At 66.7% G+C, this 18,196-nt stretch carries 17 protein-coding genes; 12 read left to right on the top strand and 5 right to left on the bottom strand.

All coding sequences use genetic code 11. The annotated features are described in order from the left end of the window. Positions 1 to 59: 59 nt before the first annotated feature. Positions 60 to 752, bottom strand: coding sequence for a response regulator transcription factor (locus tag G3N62_RS10555; RefSeq protein WP_006401494.1), 693 nt, complete (start codon positions 750 to 752; stop codon positions 60 to 62). 123 nt (positions 753 to 875) lie between these two features. Between G3N62_RS10555 and G3N62_RS10560 the strand changes: the two genes are divergently transcribed. Further along, positions 876 to 1,106, top strand: a complete 231-nt coding sequence (locus G3N62_RS10560) for a DUF3717 domain-containing protein (RefSeq protein ID WP_006401493.1) — start codon at positions 876 to 878, stop codon at positions 1,104 to 1,106. 92 nt (positions 1,107 to 1,198) lie between these two features. On the opposite strand, the gene G3N62_RS10565 is transcribed toward G3N62_RS10560, so the two are convergent. Together G3N62_RS10565 and phhA are read right to left on the bottom strand one after the other, a co-directional pair. Then, entirely contained in the window at positions 1,199 to 1,576 is a 378-nt protein-coding gene (locus tag G3N62_RS10565; RefSeq protein WP_260435789.1) for a 4a-hydroxytetrahydrobiopterin dehydratase, read from the bottom strand. A gap of 53 nt (positions 1,577 to 1,629) precedes the next feature. Next, positions 1,630 to 2,556, bottom strand: coding sequence for a phenylalanine 4-monooxygenase (phhA, locus tag G3N62_RS10570; protein ID WP_124670658.1), 927 nt, complete (start codon positions 2,554 to 2,556; stop codon positions 1,630 to 1,632). Positions 2,557 to 2,662: 106 nt separating this feature from the next. Here phhA and G3N62_RS10575 point away from each other — a divergent pair, with 106 nt between their 5' ends. After that, positions 2,663 to 3,148 (top strand): Lrp/AsnC family transcriptional regulator, encoded by a 486-nt coding sequence (locus tag G3N62_RS10575; RefSeq protein ID WP_034188251.1) that lies wholly within the window; start codon positions 2,663 to 2,665, stop codon positions 3,146 to 3,148. A gap of 64 nt (positions 3,149 to 3,212) precedes the next feature. Here G3N62_RS10575 and G3N62_RS10580 read toward each other — a convergent pair whose 3' ends face one another. Next, positions 3,213 to 3,746, bottom strand: a complete 534-nt coding sequence (locus G3N62_RS10580) for a class IV adenylate cyclase (RefSeq protein WP_034188187.1) — start codon at positions 3,744 to 3,746, stop codon at positions 3,213 to 3,215. A gap of 131 nt (positions 3,747 to 3,877) precedes the next feature. Continuing rightward, positions 3,878 to 4,777, bottom strand: a complete 900-nt coding sequence (locus G3N62_RS10585; RefSeq protein ID WP_124670657.1) for a LysR family transcriptional regulator — start codon at positions 4,775 to 4,777, stop codon at positions 3,878 to 3,880. A gap of 186 nt (positions 4,778 to 4,963) precedes the next feature. On the opposite strand from G3N62_RS10585, the gene G3N62_RS10590 reads away from it, so the two are divergent. The 10 genes from G3N62_RS10590 to G3N62_RS10635 all read left to right on the top strand — a co-directional run bounded on the left by G3N62_RS10590 (position 4,964) and on the right by G3N62_RS10635 (position 17,919). Further along, positions 4,964 to 6,649, top strand: coding sequence for a GMC family oxidoreductase N-terminal domain-containing protein (locus tag G3N62_RS10590; protein WP_069705841.1), 1,686 nt, complete (start codon positions 4,964 to 4,966; stop codon positions 6,647 to 6,649). Positions 6,650 to 7,087: 438 nt separating this feature from the next. After that, complete coding sequence (locus tag G3N62_RS10595) at positions 7,088 to 7,867, top strand: ABC transporter ATP-binding protein (protein WP_006477266.1); 780 nt, start codon at positions 7,088 to 7,090, stop codon at positions 7,865 to 7,867. Further along, positions 7,864 to 8,619 carry an ABC transporter ATP-binding protein gene (locus tag G3N62_RS10600; RefSeq protein WP_124670656.1) on the top strand — a complete coding sequence of 252 codons (756 nt, stop codon included), beginning with the start codon at positions 7,864 to 7,866 and terminating at the stop codon, positions 8,617 to 8,619. The genes G3N62_RS10595 and G3N62_RS10600 overlap by 4 nt, the downstream gene beginning before the upstream one ends. A 77-nt stretch (positions 8,620 to 8,696) precedes the next feature. Then, positions 8,697 to 9,896 (top strand): ABC transporter substrate-binding protein, encoded by a 1,200-nt coding sequence (locus tag G3N62_RS10605; RefSeq protein WP_034188183.1) that lies wholly within the window; start codon positions 8,697 to 8,699, stop codon positions 9,894 to 9,896. A 128-nt stretch (positions 9,897 to 10,024) separates the two neighbouring features. Further along, positions 10,025 to 10,909: a branched-chain amino acid ABC transporter permease gene (locus G3N62_RS10610; RefSeq protein ID WP_034188182.1), complete on the top strand. Its 885-nt coding sequence runs from the start codon at positions 10,025 to 10,027 to the stop codon at positions 10,907 to 10,909. Continuing rightward, positions 10,909 to 11,886 (top strand): branched-chain amino acid ABC transporter permease, encoded by a 978-nt coding sequence (locus G3N62_RS10615; protein WP_034188181.1) that lies wholly within the window; start codon positions 10,909 to 10,911, stop codon positions 11,884 to 11,886. The genes G3N62_RS10610 and G3N62_RS10615 overlap by 1 nt, the downstream gene beginning before the upstream one ends. A gap of 1,074 nt (positions 11,887 to 12,960) precedes the next feature. After that, positions 12,961 to 14,118 carry an ABC transporter substrate-binding protein gene (locus tag G3N62_RS10620; protein WP_124670655.1) on the top strand — a complete coding sequence of 386 codons (1,158 nt, stop codon included), beginning with the start codon at positions 12,961 to 12,963 and terminating at the stop codon, positions 14,116 to 14,118. 201 nt (positions 14,119 to 14,319) lie between these two features. Then, a complete protein-coding gene (locus tag G3N62_RS10625) occupies positions 14,320 to 15,375 on the top strand; it encodes a branched-chain amino acid ABC transporter permease (protein ID WP_034188179.1) in 1,056 nt (351 codons plus the stop codon). A gap of 4 nt (positions 15,376 to 15,379) precedes the next feature. Further along, on the top strand, positions 15,380 to 17,164 hold the full coding sequence (locus G3N62_RS10630; protein WP_049032698.1) for a branched-chain amino acid ABC transporter ATP-binding protein/permease: 1,785 nt from the start codon (positions 15,380 to 15,382) through the stop codon (positions 17,162 to 17,164). Then, positions 17,164 to 17,919 (top strand): ABC transporter ATP-binding protein, encoded by a 756-nt coding sequence (locus tag G3N62_RS10635; protein ID WP_069705844.1) that lies wholly within the window; start codon positions 17,164 to 17,166, stop codon positions 17,917 to 17,919. Before G3N62_RS10630 ends, G3N62_RS10635 begins: the two co-directional genes overlap by 1 nt. Positions 17,920 to 18,196: the final 277 nt, after the last annotated feature.

Consider the following 18,196-nt stretch of genomic DNA (forward strand, 5'->3'; position numbering starts at 1 on the left):
GCAACGGAGCGGGCGGCGCACACGCCGGCGGCACCTGGCCGGCCGGCATGCGGCGCCGCTCAGACGCTCGCCGTCTGGCGGATTTCCTGCAGCAGGTAGCCGAAGCCGCGCACCGTGACGATTTCGACACGGCACTGCTCGAGTTTCTTGCGCACCCGGTGCACGTAGACTTCGATCGCGGTGTCGCCGAGATCGCCGCCGAAGTGCGTGAGGTGATCTTGCAGCTGGGCCTTGCTGACGACGCGGCCGTGACGCAGCAGCAGCATCTCGAGCACCGCGAATTCGCGCGGCGACAGCTCGAGCGGCTTGTCGTCGTTGAAGATGCGGCGGTCGACGCCCGACAGGCGGACGCCGCCGAGCGACACTTCCGGCCGCGGCATGTCGCTGTGCGGGCCGCTGCGGCGCATCACCGCGCGGATGCGCGCCTCGAGCTCGGCCGGCTCGAACGGCTTGAGCATGTAGTCGTCGGCGCCCGAGTTCAGGCCCTGGATCCGGTCGTTCAGCTCGTCGCGTGCGGTCAGCACGATCACGGGCGTGTGGCGGTTGGTCTGGCGGAAACGCGTGAGCAGCGTCATCCCGTCGATGCCCGGCAGGCCGAGGTCGAGGATCACGAGTTCGTGGCGGTTCTGTGCCAGCGCCTGTTCGGCAAAGATGCCGTCATGCACCATGTCGACGGTGAAGCCAGCCTGCTCGAGGCTGCTCTGGATGCCGCGTGCGATGGGGCGGTCGTCTTCGATCAGAAGGAGTCGCATGAAGTTCGCTCAAGTACAATGGGTTGGCGGTTCAGGCACGCGGACAGCACGACGCCGTTTCCACAGGGGCGCCGCCTTACCTGACAATCAAGCATGGCGGCCAGCGAACGATTAAATCCAATCATGTCCGATATTTCGATCCACGACCTAGAAGCCGCGATCAATTTCTGGCGCGCCCGCTCGCCGTCGAGCGGCGACGAACTCAAACTCTGCGAAGAGGCCAGCGCGCTCTCCAAGCCGTATGCGCTGCTGATTGTACAGCGCGAAAGCGCGTTGCAACTGGAAGGTTTGGACCCCAAGGCACGGAAAGCGTATGAGACTTACGTGCGCCTTAAGGATGGCTTGGAAAGCTGAAGGCTTTCGCTGAGTACATCCTAGAAAACGTTCATCGAAATGAAAAGTTGACGCGCCGCGCACCAAAAGACGCGCGGCGGTAGAGGAAAGCGTCAGGCGGACGGTTGCGCGTGCGCGCCGGCGCGGTCGATGAACAGCGCGAGTTCGATGTCGCGTTCGGTCAGGCCGTCGGCGTCGTGGGTCGACAGCGTGACGTCGACGCGGTTGTACACGTTGAACCATTCCGGATGGTGGTTCATTTCCTGCGCCTTGATCGCGACGCGCGTCATGAAGCCGAACGCTTCGTTGAAATCGGCGAAGCGCAGGCTGCGCTGGATGGCGTCGCGGCCCGGCACGGCCGTCCAGAGCGGCAGGCCTGCGAGCCGGGTCTTGCGTTCTTCTGATGTGAGCTTGTGGATCATCTTGCACCTCTCGTTCGGTAACGGCGCCCGCGCGCGGCTGCGCCGCGCGGCACGGCCGGCGCCGTTCATTGTTTCATAGTTGCGGGCAGGGTGACGGGCACCGGCCTCGGCGCCCCGGCGTGTCACGCGTCGGCGTCGTCGGGCCAGCCTTCGCCCGTGCCGCGGTGCAGCACGCGATCGCTATCGAGCACCGCGCCGGCCGCGAATTCGGGCAGCGCCGCGAGCCGGTCGGCCAGCGCACGGCCGTCGACGCCGGCGAGCGCGAACAGCTGTGCGAAATCGTCGATCACGAAGTAGGTCTTCTGGAACGTGTCGATCCGGTACTTCGTGCGCATCACGCGCTCGAGGTCGAAACCGAGCCGGTTCGGCGCCGCGCTTTCGAGGCTGTACAGGCTTTCGCCCTTGCTCGACACGATCCCGGCGCCGTAGATCGACAGCCCGTTCGGGCCGCGCGGATCGCGGATCAGCCCGAATTCCACCGTATACCAGTAGAGCCGTGCGAGCCGCGCCAGCGCCGCCTCGTCGTCGGCGACCGCGAGCGCGGTGCGGCCGTACGCCTGCATGTAGTCGGCGAACACCGGGTCGATCAGCAGCGGCACGTGGCCGAACAGGTCGTGGAAGCAGTCGGGTTCCTGCAGGTAGTCGAGCTGGTCGGGCCGGCGCATCCACCAGGTGACCGGGAAACGGCGGTTCGCGAGATGCTCGAAGAACACGCGGTCGGGCACGAGGCCCGGCACCGCGACGATCTCCCAGCCGGTCGCGGGCTTCAGCTGGCGGTTCACGTCGGCGAACGACGGCACGCGGTCGGCCGGCAGGTCGATCTTGCCGAGCCCGGCGACGAACGCGTCGCACGCGCGCCCGCGCAGCAGCGCCGACTGGCGCGCATAGAGCTGCTTCCACACCGCGTGGTCGACCTGGCCGTAGCGCCGCAGCGGCTGGTCGATGGTGAAATCGGCGCGGGTTTCGAGGCCCGCGTCGAACTGCTCCTGCCGTTTCGCGGTGACGACGGTGGACATGATCAGGCTCTGCAGGCTGGGTTGGGTAACCATGCAAGTGTAGAGCGGGCCGCGCGCGGAAAGGGCGCATCGTTGGCGCTGATTTGATGGTTGATGCGATAATCGTGCATCAAATCATGAATCAATGCGGAGAATGCTCATGCTGGAACTCGATCACTTCGATCTCGCGCTGCTGGACGTGCTGCAGCGCTTCGGTCGCGCGACGCATCAGCAGCTCGGCGAGGAGGTGCCGCTGTCGCCGTCGCAGATCGGCCGGCGGCTGCAGCGGCTCGAGGCGGCCGGCGTGATCGAAGGCTATCGCGTGATGCTTCGCCCGGAAAGGCTCGGGCTCGGCGTCACCGCGTTCACGAGCCTGAAGCTCAAGCACCACGGCGATTCGATCATCGAGCAGTTCCAGCAGCAGATCGACGTGCTGCCCGAAGTGCTCGAATGCCACGCGGTGGTGGGCGATGCCGACTACCTGCTGCGGATCGTCGCGCCCGACCTGAACGCGCTGTCGCAGTTCGTGATGAAGAAGCTGATGCGCGTGCCGGGCGTCGACAGCGTGCGCTCGAACATCGTGCTGACGACCTTCAAGCGCAACGGCGCGCTGCCGCTCGCGCACCTGGCGCCCGGCGCCGCATGACGCAATGACGGGGCGGCGGCAGGGCTGAAGGCGGGCCGCGCTGCGCGGCCGCCGAAGGGCCGGATCAGGCCGTTTCGTGCTGCGTATCGGCGTTCAGCAGGTCGACGTACGCGACCGCGACGAGATCGTCCTGCGCCACGCCGAGCTTCGCGAACACGTCGTGCGCTTCGGCTTCGCCGCCGGCCTCGTCGTCGTCCGGGCCGAGCACGACTTCCAGTTCGATGAAATCGCCGAGGCCGTCGACGCGGTCGAGATGGATGCGCGTGCGACCCGCAAGGTACACGTGCCGTTCCTTCGTCACGATCCCGCGGGTGGTCAGCGCGGTCGCGAGCAGCGCGTGCATCGCGTCGGGGTTCGTCACGGGGCTGCGCGTGTAGTACGACGCCTTCGGGCCGTCGCGGTCGTCGCGCTGGTAGAAGATCAGTTCGGCCGGCGTGCCGTCCTCGAAACGGCGCAGCTTGAGCCGGCCGCGCGGCACGTCGTAGAAGAAATCCTGCTGGCGGTAGAACAGCGGCGCTTCGGTCGCGAGCTTGGCAGCCTGTTCGCGCAGCCGGTCGAATTCGCGGGCGCGGGCTTTGATCTCGATGTTGCGGGCCATGCGGGTCTCCTTCAATCGGGGTCTCGCGGTGTGCGAACGCACAATCTAGCAAAAACGCGAAGACGATGGCGTGACCGCCGATGTGGCGGGATGACGCGTGCGGGCCGTCACGCCACCTTCATCAGCACGGCTCATATCGCCCACTGGGCCTCGATCAGCCGCAGCGCGGCCGTGATCGCCGGTTCGTCGCGCCGCTCGGCGAGCGTCACGAACGTCAGCTCGGTCGGCACCGTCACGCGTTCGACGATCGTCAGCGCGTGGGCGTGCGCTTCGGCCAGCGCGGTCGAGTCGCGCGCGAGCGTCAGTCCGATCCCCGATTTGACGAGGTCGAGCATCGACTGCTCCTGGTCGACCTCGGCGACCTTCACCGGCTGCGCGCCGGCGTTGGCGAAGCGCCGCGACAGCAGCCGGTGGTGCGCGGACGCCGGCGGCGTCCAGATCCACGGCAGCGCGGCGAGCGCACGCCAGTCGTGCGCGCGCTGCACGCGTTCCTTCCAGCCGGCTGGCGCGAGCACGCGGTACTGGAAATGCGTGAGCGTGACGGTGTGGAACAGTGCGCCGTCGAGCGAATCGTCCTCGCCCGGCCGGCCGATGTAGTAGCCGACATCGAGCGCCCGCGTGCGCACCTGTTCGATCACCCAGCCCGACATCCCGTGCCGCAGCGCCGTCTCGATCTGCGGATGGGTCTCGACCAGCGCGCGCAGGAAGCCGCCGAGCCGCAGGAAACCCGGATCGAGGATCGTGCCGATCCGCAGCCGGCCGCGCACTTCGTGCCGCAGCGCGGCAGCGGCGCGCTGCACGTCGGCGGCCGCGGCGAGCGCGCGTTCCGCATGCGGCAGCAGTGTCTGGCCGTCGCGCGTGAGCGCGAGCCCGCGCGACGTGCGCGTGAACAGCGTGACGCCGAGCGTCTCCTGCAGATGCTTGATCTGCAGGCTGACGGCCGGCTGCGTCACGTGCAGCTGCGCGGCGGCGCGCGTCAGGTTGCCTTCGCGCGCGACCGTCGCGAACGCGCGGAGCAGGGTGAGATCCATCGTCGTGATATGAGCGTGGCTTATAACGCAGTTCAGCATAACTCATTGGATCGGCTGCCGGCCGCGGGAGTACGCTTGCTCGGGTCATGGTGTGCGCGGCCGCCTGCATGGCCCGCGACGCACTATGCTGAAAATGCGCGCGGCATCGCGCCGCGCGGCGCACAACAAGGAAGAAGGGGACACGCCGTGAGTACTCCACGTACGCTCGAAGGCGAATTCGATTACGTGATCGTCGGCGCGGGCACCGCGGGCTGCGTGCTCGCGAACCGCCTGACCGAGGATCCCGACATCCGCGTCCTGCTGCTGGAAGCCGGCGGCAAGGACGACTATCACTGGATCCATATTCCGGTCGGCTATCTGTACTGCATCGGCAACCCGCGCACCGACTGGCTGTACAAGACGCAACCCGAGGCGGCGCTCAACGGGCGCGCGCTGTCGTATCCGCGCGGCCGCGTGCTCGGCGGCTGCTCGTCGATCAACGGGATGATCTACATGCGCGGCCAGCGCGAGGATTACGACAGCTGGGCCGAGGCCACCGGCGACGCCGGCTGGTCGTGGGACAGCGTGCTGCCGATCTTCAAGCGCAGCGAGGATCACCATGCGGGCGCGAGCGACGCGCACGGCGCGGGCGGCTACTGGCGCGTCGAGAAGCAGCGTCTGCGCTGGGAGATCCTCGAATCGTTCGCGCAGGCCGCGCAGCAGTCCGGCATCCCCGCGACCGACGATTTCAACCGCGGCGACAATACCGGGGTCGGCTATTTCGAGGTGAACCAGAAGCGCGGCGTGCGCTGGAATACGTCGAAGGCATTCCTGCGGCCCGCGATGGCGCGACCGAACCTGACCGTGATCACCGGCGCGCAGGCGCAGCGCGTGATCTTCGACGGGCGGCGCGCCGTCGGCGTCGAGTATCGCGGCGGCGGCACCGACTACGTCGCGCGGGCCCGCGCGGAAGTGCTGCTGACGTCCGGCGCGGTGAATTCGCCGCAGCTGCTCGAGCTGTCGGGAATCGGCGACGGCCGGCGATTGCAGGCGCTCGGCATCGACGTCGTGCAGGATCTGCCGGGCGTCGGCGAAAACCTGCAGGATCATCTGCAGTTGCGGATGGCGTTTCGCGTCGAAGGCGTGCGCACGCTCAACACGCTGTCCGCGCACTGGTGGGGCAAGCTGATGATCGGCGCCGAATATGCGTTGCTGCAGCGCGGGCCGATGTCGATGGCGCCGTCGCAGCTCGGCGCATTCGCGAAATCGGATCCGGACGATCCCGCGCTCACGCGCCCCGATCTCGAATACCACGTGCAGCCGTTGTCGCTCGAACGCTTCGGCGAACCGCTGCACAGCTTCAACGCATTCACGGCGTCGGTGTGTCATCTGCGGCCGACCTCGCGTGGCAGCGTGCACGTCACGAGCGCCGATCCGGGCATCGCGCCGGCGATCGCGCCGAACTATCTGTCGACCGATCACGATCGCCATGTCGCCGCGAACGCGCTGCGCCTGACGCGCCGGATCGCGTCCGCGCCGGCGCTCGCGCGCTATCGTCCCGCGGAAATCCTGCCGGGCACGCAATACCGGAGCGAAGCCGAGCTGATCGAGGCGGCCGGCGCCGTCGGCACGACGATCTTCCATCCGGTCGGCACCTGCCGGATGGGACGGGCCGACGACGAACGCGCGGTGGTCGACAGCCGGTTGCGCGTACGCGGCATCGCCGGGCTGCGGATCGTCGATGCGTCGGTGATGCCGTTCATCACGTCGGGCAACACCAATTCGCCGACGCTGATGATCGCCGAGCGCGCGAGCGACATGATCCGCGCCGATCGCCGCGCGGCGCGCGAGGCGACGCCGGTGCGAACCGACGCTGCGGCGTCGGTTGCGTGACGGCCCGCTGACGCGCGCGACAGCGGGCCGTCATGCACGCGGCCGCTGATTCGCTATGCGAACCAAGCCGTCGCCGCGGCCGCGCGAGCGGCACGATCCATGCTCGATGCAGGCCGCGCAGTCGCGCGGCTTGTTTCATCGCGCGTGCCGGGTGTGGCGGAAGGTCAACGCGCGATGATGCACGTGTCAAAAAAGCATGGCGAAAAATCGCGTTCGGCCGCGTGCGACAGGGCGGTCAGCCCTATAAGTGCAAATCCCGATGATTGCACTGCACCAACGGCGCGACAATGTTGCGCAATGTGCATACGCGTCGGCGCGGGAGACCAACCCTCGAGGCGTACCACGGCGCCCGGGGGCAGCCCGCTGATCCGCTGACCTGTTCGCGGCCGCTTGCGCCAGGCATCCCGGTGCTTCGCCTGACTTCGTACGGAAGGGAACATGATTCTCGGCGACACGATTCTGGAAACACGCGGACTGACGAAGGAATTCAGGGGCTTCACCGCCGTGAACGGCGTCAACCTGCGTGTGCGCCGCGGTGCGATCCACGCATTGATCGGGCCCAACGGCGCGGGCAAGACCACCTGCTTCAACCTTCTCACCAAGTTCCTGACACCGACGGCCGGCCAGATCGTCTTCAACGGCATCGACATCACCGACGAGCGGCCCGCGCAGGTCGCGCGGCGCGGCATCATCCGTTCGTTCCAGATCTCGGCCGTGTTCCCGCACCTGACCGCGCTGCAGAACGTGCGCATCGGCCTGCAGCGCGCGCTCGGCACCGAATTCCATTTCTGGCGCAGCGAACGCACGCTGAAGCGGCTCGACGACCGTGCGATGGATCTCCTCACGCAGGTCGGCCTCACCGATTTCGCGCACGTGCCGACCGTCGAGCTCGCGTACGGCCGCAAGCGCGCGCTCGAGATCGCGACGACGCTCGCGATGGAGCCCGAACTGATGCTGCTCGACGAGCCCACGCAGGGGATGGGCCACGAGGACGTCGATCGCGTGACCGCGCTGATCAAGAAGGTCGCGAGCGGCCGCACGATCCTGATGGTGGAACACAACATGAACGTGATCGCGGGCATCTCCGACACGATCACCGTCCTGCAACGCGGCGAGGTGCTGGCCGAAGGCTCGTATGCGGAGGTCTCGAAGAATCCGCTCGTCATCGAAGCCTACATGGGCAGCGCCGACGCGGCGCTCGCGGGGGCGCACGCATGAAGCACAGCGAACGGGAGGAACGCGAATTGAGCGGCGTCGAGAGCGTTACGCCCGCGCTGGAGATCACGGGCCTGGAGGCCTGGTACGGGGAATCCCACATATTGCACGGTGTCGACCTGACCGTGCATCGCGGCGAGGTCGTCACGCTGCTCGGCCGCAACGGCGCGGGCCGCACGACGACGCTGCGCGCGATCATGGGCCTCACGGGCCGCCGCAGCGGGTCGATCAAGGTCGCGGGCCACGAGACGATCGGCCTCCCGACGCACCGCATCGCGCATTTCGGCATCGGCTACTGCCCGGAGGAGCGCGGGATCTTCTCGAGCCTGTCGTGCGAGGAGAACCTGATGCTGCCGCCGCTGATCGGGCCGCGCGAGCACGCGATGTCGCTCGACGAGATCTACGCGATGTTCCCGAACCTCGCGTCGCGCCGGCAGAGCCAGGGCACGCGGCTGTCCGGCGGCGAGCAGCAGATGCTCGCGGTCGCGCGGATCCTGCGCACCGGCGCGAACCTGCTGCTGCTCGACGAGATTTCCGAAGGCCTCGCACCGGTGATCGTGCAGGCGCTCGCGCGGATGATCGTCGCGCTGAAGGCGCGCGGCTACACGATCGTGATGGTCGAACAGAATTTCCGTTTTGCCGCGCCGCTCGCCGACCGCTTCTACGTGATGGAGCACGGCACCATCGTCGAGCATTTCCAGGCGGCCGAACTGGAAAGCAAGATGCCGACCCTGCACGACCTGCTTGGGGTGTGACGCCGCCCCGTTGCCCTTGCCGCTAGCCGTGGCGGCCCTCGAACAACCACAACGCATCAGAACAACAGGAGACGTCAATGAAAATGAAGACCCTCGCACAGGCCTGTCTCGCACTCGCGGCCGCCGCGTTCACCGCCGGCGCCGCACACGCGGCGGATACCGTGAAGATCGGCTTCATCACCGACATGTCGGGGCTTTACGCGGATATCGACGGGCAGGGCGGCCTTGAGGCGATCCGCATGGCGGTCGCCGATTTCGGCGGCAAGGTGCTCGGCAAGCCGATCGAGGTCGTCTACGCCGATCACCAGAACAAGGCCGACATTGCCGCATCGAAGGCGCGCGAATGGATGGACCGCGGCGGGCTCGACCTGCTGGTCGGCGGCACGAACTCGGCCACCGCGCTGTCGATGAACCAGGTCGCGGCCGAGAAGAAGAAGGTCTACATCAACATCGGCGCGGGCGCCGACACGCTGACCAACGAGCAGTGCACGCCGTACACGGTCCACTATGCATACGACACGATGGCGCTCGCGAAAGGCACCGGTTCGGCGGTGGTGAAGCAGGGCGGCAAGTCGTGGTTCTTCCTGACGGCCGACTACGCGTTCGGCAAGGCGCTCGAGAAGAACACGTCGGACGTCGTGAAGGCGAACGGCGGGCAGGTGCTCGGCGCGGTGCGCCACCCGCTGTCGGCATCGGATTTCTCGTCGTTCCTGCTGCAGGCGCAGGCGTCGAAGGCGCAGATTCTCGGCCTCGCGAACGCCGGCGGCGACACGATCAACTCGATCAAGGCCGCGAAGGAATTCGGCATCATGAAGACGATGAAGCTCGCCGCGCTGCTGATGTTCATCGACGACGTGCACAGCCTCGGCCTCGAGACGACGCAGGGCCTCGTGCTGACCGACAGCTGGTACTGGAACCGCGACGCCGCGTCGCGCCAGTGGGCGCAGCGCTACTTCGGCAAGATGAAGAAGATGCCGTCGAGCCTGCAGGCGGCCGACTACTCGTCGGTGACGACCTACCTGAAGGCCGTGCAGGCCGCCGGAACGACCGACTCCGACAAGGTGATGGCCGAGCTGAAGAAGATCAAGATCAACGACTTCTACGCGAAGGGCTACATCCGCACGGACGGCAGCATGATCCACGACATGTACCTGATGGAAGTGAAGAAGCCGTCGGAATCGAAGGAGCCGTGGGATTACTACAAGGTGCTCGCGACGATTCCGGGCGAACAGGCGTTCGGGACCAAGCAGGAGACGCGCTGCGCGTTGTGGAAGTAAGCAGGGCGTAGCGGCGCGCACGGGCGCGCCGCTCGGTGGTGGCTGCCGCGATGTGCCCGCTGCGCCGCCCGCGTGCGTGGCGCCTGAAGGTTGCGCACGCAACGAAACTCATTCTGACGGCTAAGTCGATGGAAATCTTTGGCATTCCGTTGCCGGCGATGCTGAGCCAGTTGCTGCTCGGGCTCGTCAACGGCTCGTTCTACGCGATCCTGAGCCTCGGGCTCGCGGTGATCTTCGGGCTGCTCAACGTGATCAACTTCGCGCACGGCGCGCTGTTCATGCTGGGCGCGATGCTCGCGTGGATGGGCCTGTCGTACTTCGGGCTGCCGTACTGGGCGATGCTCGTGCTGGCGCCGCTGGTGGTCGGCGCGTTCGGGATCGCGATCGAACGCTCGATGCTGCGCTGGCTGTACAAGCTCGATCACCTGTACGGGCTGCTGCTCACGTTCGGCCTCACGCTGGTCGTCGAAGGCGTGTTCCGGTCGATCTACGGATCGTCGGGCCAGCCGTACGACGTGCCGTCGCAGCTGTCGGGCGCGACCAACCTCGGCTTCATGTTCCTGCCGAACTATCGCGCGTGGGTCGTCGTCGCGTCGCTCGCGGTGTGTCTCGCGACGTGGTTCGTGATCGAGAAGACGCGTCTGGGTGCCTACCTGCGCGCGGGCACCGAGAACCCGAAGCTCGTCGAGGCGTTCGGCGTGAACGTGCCGATGATGATCACGCTCACCTACGGCTTCGGCGTCGCGCTCGCCGCGTTCGCCGGCGTGCTGGCCGCGCCGGTGATCCAGGTGTCGCCGCTGATGGGCCAGCCGATGATCATCACCGTGTTCGCGGTGGTCGTGATCGGCGGGATGGGCTCGATCCTCGGCTCGATCGTCACGGGCCTGCTGCTCGGCGTGATCGAAGGCTTCACGCGCGTGTTCTATCCGGAAGCGTCGGCCACCGTCGTGTTCGTGATCATGGCGATCGTGCTGCTGTTCCGCCCGGCGGGCCTCTTCGGCAAGGAAAAATGATGCAGAGAAAAGTGCTCTACGGCGTGCTGCTCGCCGCACTGCTCGCCGCGCCGTTCATCGGCGCGTATCCGGTGTTCGTGATGAAGGTGCTGACGTTCGCGCTGTTCGCGGCCGCGTTCAACCTGCTGATCGGCTATACGGGGCTGCTGTCGTTCGGCCATGCGATGTTCCTCGCGACGGCCGGCTACGCGACCGGCTATTCGATGCAGACGCTCGGCTTCACGCCGGAGCTCGGCGTGCTGGTCGGCACCGTCGCGGCGACGCTGCTCGGGCTCGTCGTCGGGCTGTTCGCGATCCGCCGGCAGGGCATCTACTTCGCGATGATCACGCTCGCGTTCGCGCAGATGGTCTATTTCATCTACCTGCAGGCGCCGTTCACGCACGGCGAGGACGGCCTGCAGGGCGTGCCGCGCGGCCGCCTGTTCGGGCTGCTCGACCTGTCGAACGACGTCGCGCTGTACTACGTCGTGCTGGCGGTGGTCGTCGCCGCATGCGCGTTCATCGTGCGGGTCGTCCATTCGCCGTTCGGCCAGGTGCTCGTCGCCATCAAGGAAAACGAAGCGCGCGCCATCTCGCTCGGCTACGACACCGACCGCTTCAAGCTGCTCGCGTTCATCCTGTCGGCCGGGCTCGCGGGGCTGGCCGGCTCGCTGAAGGTGCTCGTGCTCGGCTTCGAGACGCTGTCCGACGCGCACTGGACGATGTCGGGCCTGGTCGTGCTGATGACGCTCGTCGGCGGGATGGGCACCCTGTTCGGGCCGCTTCTCGGCGCCGCGCTGATCGTCGCGCTGGAAGACCGGCTCGGCGACATCGGAGAATGGCTCGCGTCGGCCACGGGCGTCGCGTGGTTTCATTCGCTCGGCGAGTCGGCGACGATCGTCACCGGGCTGATCTTCATCGCATGCGTGCTGGCATTCCGGCGCGGCATCGTCGGCGAGATGGTTGCGCGGATCAAGCCGCTCCGGGCATCGCCCTGAGCGCAGGCCGTACGCATCGCCGCCCGCTGATGCGCAGCACCATCCCGCATGCGCCGAAAAGGGTATTGCGGCCGGCTCGGGCCGGCGCCGCGCGACAGGCTGGTGCCCCATTTTCGTGCGGCAATGCACCATAGGGGTAAATGCTAAGTTGTCGTGGTGCTTAAGCCTCTTTAAGATTCACTCTAGTTCTGATGCACCGCGAAACGAATTTGCAGGTGGAGAACGAGGAGACAATCGAGGCACAAAGTGCCCGGACCCCAAAGCGCTGTTGGACGGAATCCAACAGCGCTTTTTCATTTGCGTGCACGGATTTCCCCCGATGGTGCATCAGCCTGCGCGATAGTCGTGCCCCGCACCTGCATGCGCACCGCATCGCTTCCGCGCTTCGCCGCGTTCTCCGTTTTTCCCGTTCCCGACATTCGTTTGCAGACAGCGCGCCGTTGCGCACATGCTGTCCGGGCTTACCCGGTTGGCGTGCGCGAATCGCGTCCGTTACACTCAGCTTTCGCCGACCGAGCGGTCGGGAAAACGGTCGGCAGTTCTCCTACAAGCAGAATGCAGAAGAGGGAGTACGGTTGGATGAGCAGCGCGGGACGATGGTTCGGGGCAGGAAAGGCGGCTGGCGCCGCCCGTTCGTCGCGGGGTGTGGCAACGGTCAGCGCGGCCTTCCCGGGCCGTTCTGCGGCCTGTACGCGCGCTGCGACGCCATCGGGGGTCGTTGCGTTCGCATCCGTATCCGCATTCTCATGAGCCGCCGTTTTTTCGACGTTTCACCGCGCGTATACCTGGCCGTATCCGGCCGGAGCGGCGTGCGTTCCCGCCATCGTTGCGCATGCATCGATCGTTCGCACGATCCCGCATTTCTTCGCCACCTTCATCCTGACGACACTGCTGCTGCGCATCGTGACGGGCGAACGGCCGTGTCAGGCGGCAGGCGGCGGGTGTGCGGGGTTTCACGGGAAAACGAGCGTAGGCGCGGCCAGGCGAGATAGTTAAATTATTAACTTGTTTTGGGGACCGGGAGCCGCCCGAGCGACCCGTGGCTTTTTCGAGCAGCGTTTGGAGACAACGTAAATGAAGATGAATCGATGGATGGAGGCCGTGCTTGCCGCGGGCCTCGTGTGCGCGGCGGCAACGGCGTCGGCGCAGGTGAAGATCGGCGTGACGCTGTCGGCCACTGGGCCGGCCGCGTCGCTCGGGATCCCGGAAAAGAACACGATCGCGCTGCTGCCCAAGGAAATCGCGGGCAAGAGCGTGCAGTACATCGTGCTGGATGACGCCTCCGACACGAGCCGTGCGGTGCAGAACGTGCGCAAGCTGATCGACGAGGACCACGTCGACGCGATCATCGGCTCGTCCGTCACGCCGAACTCGCTCGCGATGCTCGACCCGGTATCGCAGGGCAAGACGCCGACGATCTCGCTCGCCGCGAGCGCGCAGATCATCTCGCCGATGGACGCGAAGCGCGCGTGGATGTTCAAGGTGCCGCAGAATGACCAGCTGATGGCCGATGCGATCGCCGGCTACATGGCGAAGCACGGCGTGAAGACGGTCGGCTTCGTCGGCTTTGCCGATGCGTACGGCGACAGCTGGTACAACACGTTCAACGCGGCGGCCGCGAGGAACGGCCTGAAGGTCGTATCGAACGAGCGCTACAACCGCACCGACGCGTCGGTGATGGGGCAGGTGCTGAAGCTGCTGGGCTCGAACCCGGATGCGGTGCTGATCGCGGGCTCCGGCACGCCGGCGGCGCTGCCGGCCAAGACGCTGAAGGAGCGTGGCTACAAGGGCAAGGTGTACCAGACGCACGGCGTCGCGAACAACGACTTCCTGCGCGTGTGCGGCAAGGATTGCGAAGGCGAGATCCTGCCGGCCGGCCCGGTGCTCGTGACCGACCAGCTGCCTGATTCGAACCCGGTGAAGAAGCCGGCGCTCAGTTACAAGGCCGCGTACGAGAAGGCCTACGGCGCGGGCTCGCTGTCGACGTTCGGCGGCCATGCGTGGGATGCGGGGCTGTTGCTGCAGCGTGCGATTCCGGAGGCGCTGAAGAAGGGCCAGCCGGGCACCGAGGCGTTCCGCGAGGCGCTGCGTGCGTCGCTCGAAAGCGTGAAGGACCTTCCCGTGTCGCACGGCGTGATCAACATGACGGCAACCGATCACAACGGCTTCGACACGCGTGCGCGCGTGATGGTGCAGATCGTCGACGGCAAGTGGAAGCTGCAGGCCGAGTAAGCATCACGTGAAACCGGCATGCGCGGCGCGAACGGCGCCGCGCATGCCGTCGGCAGGGCGCCGGGCCTGACGGGCCGCGCCCCGGGCTGCCTGGAACGTCCTGGGGCCGACACATGGCGCGTGACGCGCCTGCCGTGTCGCCCATGCCCCGCGGCGTTTCCGCCTTTCGTTTCTCCGCAGCATTCTCGATACACGAAACGTATGGATCTCTCGATTGCGGCGATCCTCGCGCAAGACGGCATCACGACGGGCGCCATTTATGCATTGCTGTCTCTGGCGCTCGTGCTGGTGTTTTCCGTCACGCGGGTGATCTTCATTCCCCAGGGCGAATTCGTCGCCTACGGTGCGCTGACGCTTGCCGCGTTGCAGGCGCAGAAATTTCCCGCCACCTGCTGGCTGCTGTTCGTGATGGGCATCGCGTGCTTCCTGCTCGAAGTCGGCGGCCTGATCCGGCATCGCGAGCGCCGCCATCAGCTCGGCCGCACGCTCGCGACGCTCGGCAGCCGCTACATCCTGCTGCCGCTCGCGGTGTTCGCGATCACGCGCAGCTTTGCCGCGCAGCCGATGCCGATGCTCGCGCAGATCGCGCTGACGCTTGCGATCGTCGTGCCGATGGGGCCGTTCGTCTACCGGCTCGTGTACCAGCCGATCGCCGAAGGCACGACGCTGCTGCTGTTGATCGTGTCGGTCGCCGTCCACTTCGCGATGGTCGGCCTCGGGCTCGTGATGTTCGGCGCGGAAGGCTCGCGTACCAACGGATTCTCGGACGCGTCGCTGGCGATCGGCAGCATGACGATCTCGGTGCAGAGCATCCTGGTCGTCGCCACGGCGCTTGTGCTGATCGGTGCGCTCTACGTGTACTTCGGCCGCACGATCGCCGGCAAGGCGCTGCGTGCGACGTCGGTGAACCGGCTCGGCGCTCGGCTCGTCGGCATCGGCACGACGGAAGCGGGGCGGCTCGCGTTTACGTTTGCGGCGGGGCTCGGCGTGCTGTCCGGGATCCTCGTCGGCCCGCTGACGACGATCTACTACGACTCGGGCTTCCTGATCGGTCTGAAGGGCTTCGTCGGCGCGATCATCGGCGGGCTCGTCAGCTATCCGCTCGCGGCCGCCGGCTCGCTGCTGGTTGGCGTGCTCGAATCGTATTCGTCGTTCTGGGCGAGCGCGTACAAGGAGGTGATCGTGTTCACGCTGATCATTCCGGTGCTGCTGTGGCGGAGCTTCGTGACGCCGCATGCGGAAGAGGAAGAGGAGTGACGCGATGAAGACGATGGTACGCAACAAGACCTTCTGGGTGTTTCTCGTGGTGTTGTTCGCGCTGCCGGTGCTGCCCGGCGCGCTGCACGTGCCCGAGTACTGGATCACGCTGCTGAACTACATCGGCCTCTATGCGATCGTCGCGATCGGGCTCGTGCTGCTGACGGGCGTTGGCGGGATGACGAGCTTCGGGCAGGCCGCGTTCGTCGGCATCGGCGCGTATGCGACCGCGTTCCTGACGACGCGCTACGGCGTATCGCCGTGGCTCGCGCTGATCGTCGGCGTCGTGCTGACGGCGCTCGTCGCGCTCGTGCTGGGTGCGGTCACGATGCGGCTGTCCGGGCACTTCCTGCCGCTCGGCACGATCGCGTGGGGCCTCGCGCTGTTCTACCTGTTCGGCAACCTCGAGCTGCTCGGCAAGTACGACGGGATCAACGGCATTCCGGCGCTGAACCTGTTCGGCCTCGCGCTCGAAAGCGGCCGCAGCCTGTACTTCCTGATCTGGGCCGTCGTGCTGGCCGCGATCGTGTCGGTGCAGAACCTGCTGAACAGCCGCCCGGGCCGCGCGATCCGCGCACTGCGCGGCGGCGGCGTGATGGCCGAGGCGATGGGCGTGAACACGGCATGGATGCGTGTGGTGATCTTCGTCTACGCAGCCGTGCTGGCGGCGGTGTCGGGCTTCCTGTACGCGCATCTGCAGCGTGCGGTGAACCCGACCCCGTTCGGGCTGAATCACGGGATCGAGTTCCTGTTCATGGCCGTGGTCGGCGGCGTGTCGCACGTGTGGGGCGCGGTGCTCGGTGCAGCGATCCTTACGGTGCTGCAGGACTACCTGCAGACGCTGCTGCCGAAGCTGCTCGGCTCGGAAGGCAACTTCGAGATCATCGTGTTCGGCGTGCTGATGGTGCTGCTGCTGCAGTACGCCCGCCAGGGCGTGTGGCCGTTCGTTGCCCGGCTGTTCCCGCGCGGGCCGAGCGCGCACGTGCCCGAGCAGGCCGATCCGCTGCCGCAGCGTGCGAAGCCGGCGGCCGGTGAGCCGCTGCTCGTCGTCGACAATGCACGCAAGCAGTTCGGCGGCCTCGTGGCCGTCAACGACGTCAGCTTCGACGTGAAAGCGGGGCAGATCATCGGCCTGATCGGTCCGAACGGCGCCGGCAAGTCGACCACGTTCAACCTCGTGACGGGCGTGCTGAAGCCGACGGGCGGCACGATCACGTTCCGTGGCGAGCGCATCGACGGGCTCACGTCGCGCCAGATCGTCCGCCGCGGCATCGGCCGTACCTTCCAGCACGTGAAGCTGCTGCCCGCGATGACGGTGCTCGAGAACGTCGCGATCGGTGCGCATCTGCGCGGCCATACGGGCGTCTGGCGCAGCATCGCGCGGCTCAATGCACACGAGGAGGCGCAACTGCTGGCCGAAGCCGCACGCCAGATCCGCCGCGTGGGGCTCGAGAAGCACATGTACGACGAAGCGGGCAGCCTCGCGCTCGGCCAGCAGCGGATTCTCGAAATCGCCCGCGCGCTGTGCTGCGATCCGACGCTGCTGCTGCTCGACGAGCCGGCTGCGGGGCTGCGTTACCAGGAGAAGCAACAGCTCGCCGACCTGCTGCGACGGCTAAAGGCGGAAGGCATGAGCGTGTTGCTCGTGGAACATGACATGGATTTCGTGATGAATCTCACCGACCGGCTGGTGGTGATGGAGTTCGGCACGCGGATCGCGGAAGGGTTGCCGCAGGATGTGCAGCAGGACCCGGCCGTGCTTGAAGCGTATCTGGGCGGGGTGGAGTGATGACGGACACGACGATGCCGATTCTCGAAGTGCGCGGGCTGGCAGTCCGGTACGGGAAGGTGGAGGCACTGCACGGTGCGGCGATCAAGGTCGGTGCGGGGCAGATCGTCAGCGTGATCGGCCCGAACGGTGCCGGCAAGTCGACGCTGCTGAACGCGATCATGGGCGCGTTGCCGGTTACGGGGCATGCGTCGGGCGCGGTCGTGTACCGCGGCAGCGACGTCGGTGCGTTGCCGGTCGAGCAGCGTGTCGCGCGCGGGATGTGCCTCGTACCGGAAAAGCGCGAGCTGTTCAGCACGATGACGGTCGAGGACAACCTTGTGCTGGGTGCATATCGCCGCAAGCAGGCTGGCGAATCGAACTTCCTCGACCAGCTCGACCACGTGTTCGTGCTGTTCCCGCGGCTGAAGGAGCGCCGCAAGCAGGCGGCCGGCACGCTGTCGGGCGGCGAGCGGCAGATGCTTGCGGTCGGCCGCGCGCTGATGGGCAAGCCCGACCTGTTGATGCTCGACGAGCCGAGCCTCGGGCTCGCGCCGCTGATCGTGAAGGAGATCTTTCATATCATCAGCGCGTTGCGCGGTACGGGGGTGGCGACGTTGCTGATCGAACAGAACGCGCGGGCCGCGTTGCAGATCTCGGATTACGGCTATGTGCTGGAGACCGGTGAGGTTGCGCTGGAAGGGCCGGCCGCCGAGCTTGCGCAGAATCCGCGCGTGATCGAAACGTACCTGGGGCTGGCGAAGAAGACGGCTTGATGGCCCGAGCGGTTGGCGGGAAACGAACGGCGTGTTTCACGTGAAACACGCCGTTTTTATTTGCCGGTGAGGCCTTGTTGGCTCGAGGTCTGGGGATAAGCGCCGGAGGAATCGTCTTAAGTCCTGTGCGGTGGTGGCTCGTTCCACAGGCCGATGATGTGTGGAACCTCGGTGGACAAGGGTGAGAGCAACCGGCAGAAATGCTGTGAAGAGAAGGGGGCACAGCATGTCGTGTTCGCGCGGCCTCGCGGGCTACGGATATCGATCGGGTCATATT

The sequence above is a fragment of the Burkholderia sp. Tr-20355 genome (genome assembly GCF_017104685.1).
Taxonomy (GTDB): Bacteria; Pseudomonadota; Gammaproteobacteria; order Burkholderiales; family Burkholderiaceae; genus Burkholderia; species Burkholderia seminalis.

What these genes read in the sequence shown, in the direction of transcription:
- G3N62_RS10610 (WP_034188182.1), top strand. Translation starts at nt 10,025, where the DNA reads ATGGAAATCTTTGGCATTCCGTTGCCGGCGATGCTGAGCCAGTTGCTG.
- phhA (WP_124670658.1), bottom strand. Translation starts at nt 2,556, where the DNA reads ATGGTTACCCAACCCAGCCTGCAGAGCCTGATCATGTCCACCGTCGTC.
- G3N62_RS10595 (WP_006477266.1), top strand. Translation starts at nt 7,088, where the DNA reads ATGATTCTCGGCGACACGATTCTGGAAACACGCGGACTGACGAAGGAA.
- G3N62_RS10585 (WP_124670657.1), bottom strand. Translation starts at nt 4,777, where the DNA reads ATGGATCTCACCCTGCTCCGCGCGTTCGCGACGGTCGCGCGCGAAGGC.
- G3N62_RS10600 (WP_124670656.1), top strand. Translation starts at nt 7,864, where the DNA reads ATGAAGCACAGCGAACGGGAGGAACGCGAATTGAGCGGCGTCGAGAGC.
- G3N62_RS10605 (WP_034188183.1), top strand. Translation starts at nt 8,697, where the DNA reads ATGAAAATGAAGACCCTCGCACAGGCCTGTCTCGCACTCGCGGCCGCC.
- G3N62_RS10635 (WP_069705844.1), top strand. Translation starts at nt 17,164, where the DNA reads ATGACGGACACGACGATGCCGATTCTCGAAGTGCGCGGGCTGGCAGTC.
- G3N62_RS10620 (WP_124670655.1), top strand. Translation starts at nt 12,961, where the DNA reads ATGAAGATGAATCGATGGATGGAGGCCGTGCTTGCCGCGGGCCTCGTG.
- G3N62_RS10575 (WP_034188251.1), top strand. Translation starts at nt 2,663, where the DNA reads ATGCTGGAACTCGATCACTTCGATCTCGCGCTGCTGGACGTGCTGCAG.
- G3N62_RS10625 (WP_034188179.1), top strand. Translation starts at nt 14,320, where the DNA reads ATGGATCTCTCGATTGCGGCGATCCTCGCGCAAGACGGCATCACGACG.
- G3N62_RS10630 (WP_049032698.1), top strand. Translation starts at nt 15,380, where the DNA reads ATGAAGACGATGGTACGCAACAAGACCTTCTGGGTGTTTCTCGTGGTG.
- G3N62_RS10580 (WP_034188187.1), bottom strand. Translation starts at nt 3,746, where the DNA reads ATGGCCCGCAACATCGAGATCAAAGCCCGCGCCCGCGAATTCGACCGG.
- G3N62_RS10615 (WP_034188181.1), top strand. Translation starts at nt 10,909, where the DNA reads ATGCAGAGAAAAGTGCTCTACGGCGTGCTGCTCGCCGCACTGCTCGCC.
- G3N62_RS10565 (WP_260435789.1), bottom strand. Translation starts at nt 1,576, where the DNA reads ATGAACGGCGCCGGCCGTGCCGCGCGGCGCAGCCGCGCGCGGGCGCCG.
- G3N62_RS10555 (WP_006401494.1), bottom strand. Translation starts at nt 752, where the DNA reads ATGCGACTCCTTCTGATCGAAGACGACCGCCCCATCGCACGCGGCATC.
- G3N62_RS10560 (WP_006401493.1), top strand. Translation starts at nt 876, where the DNA reads ATGTCCGATATTTCGATCCACGACCTAGAAGCCGCGATCAATTTCTGG.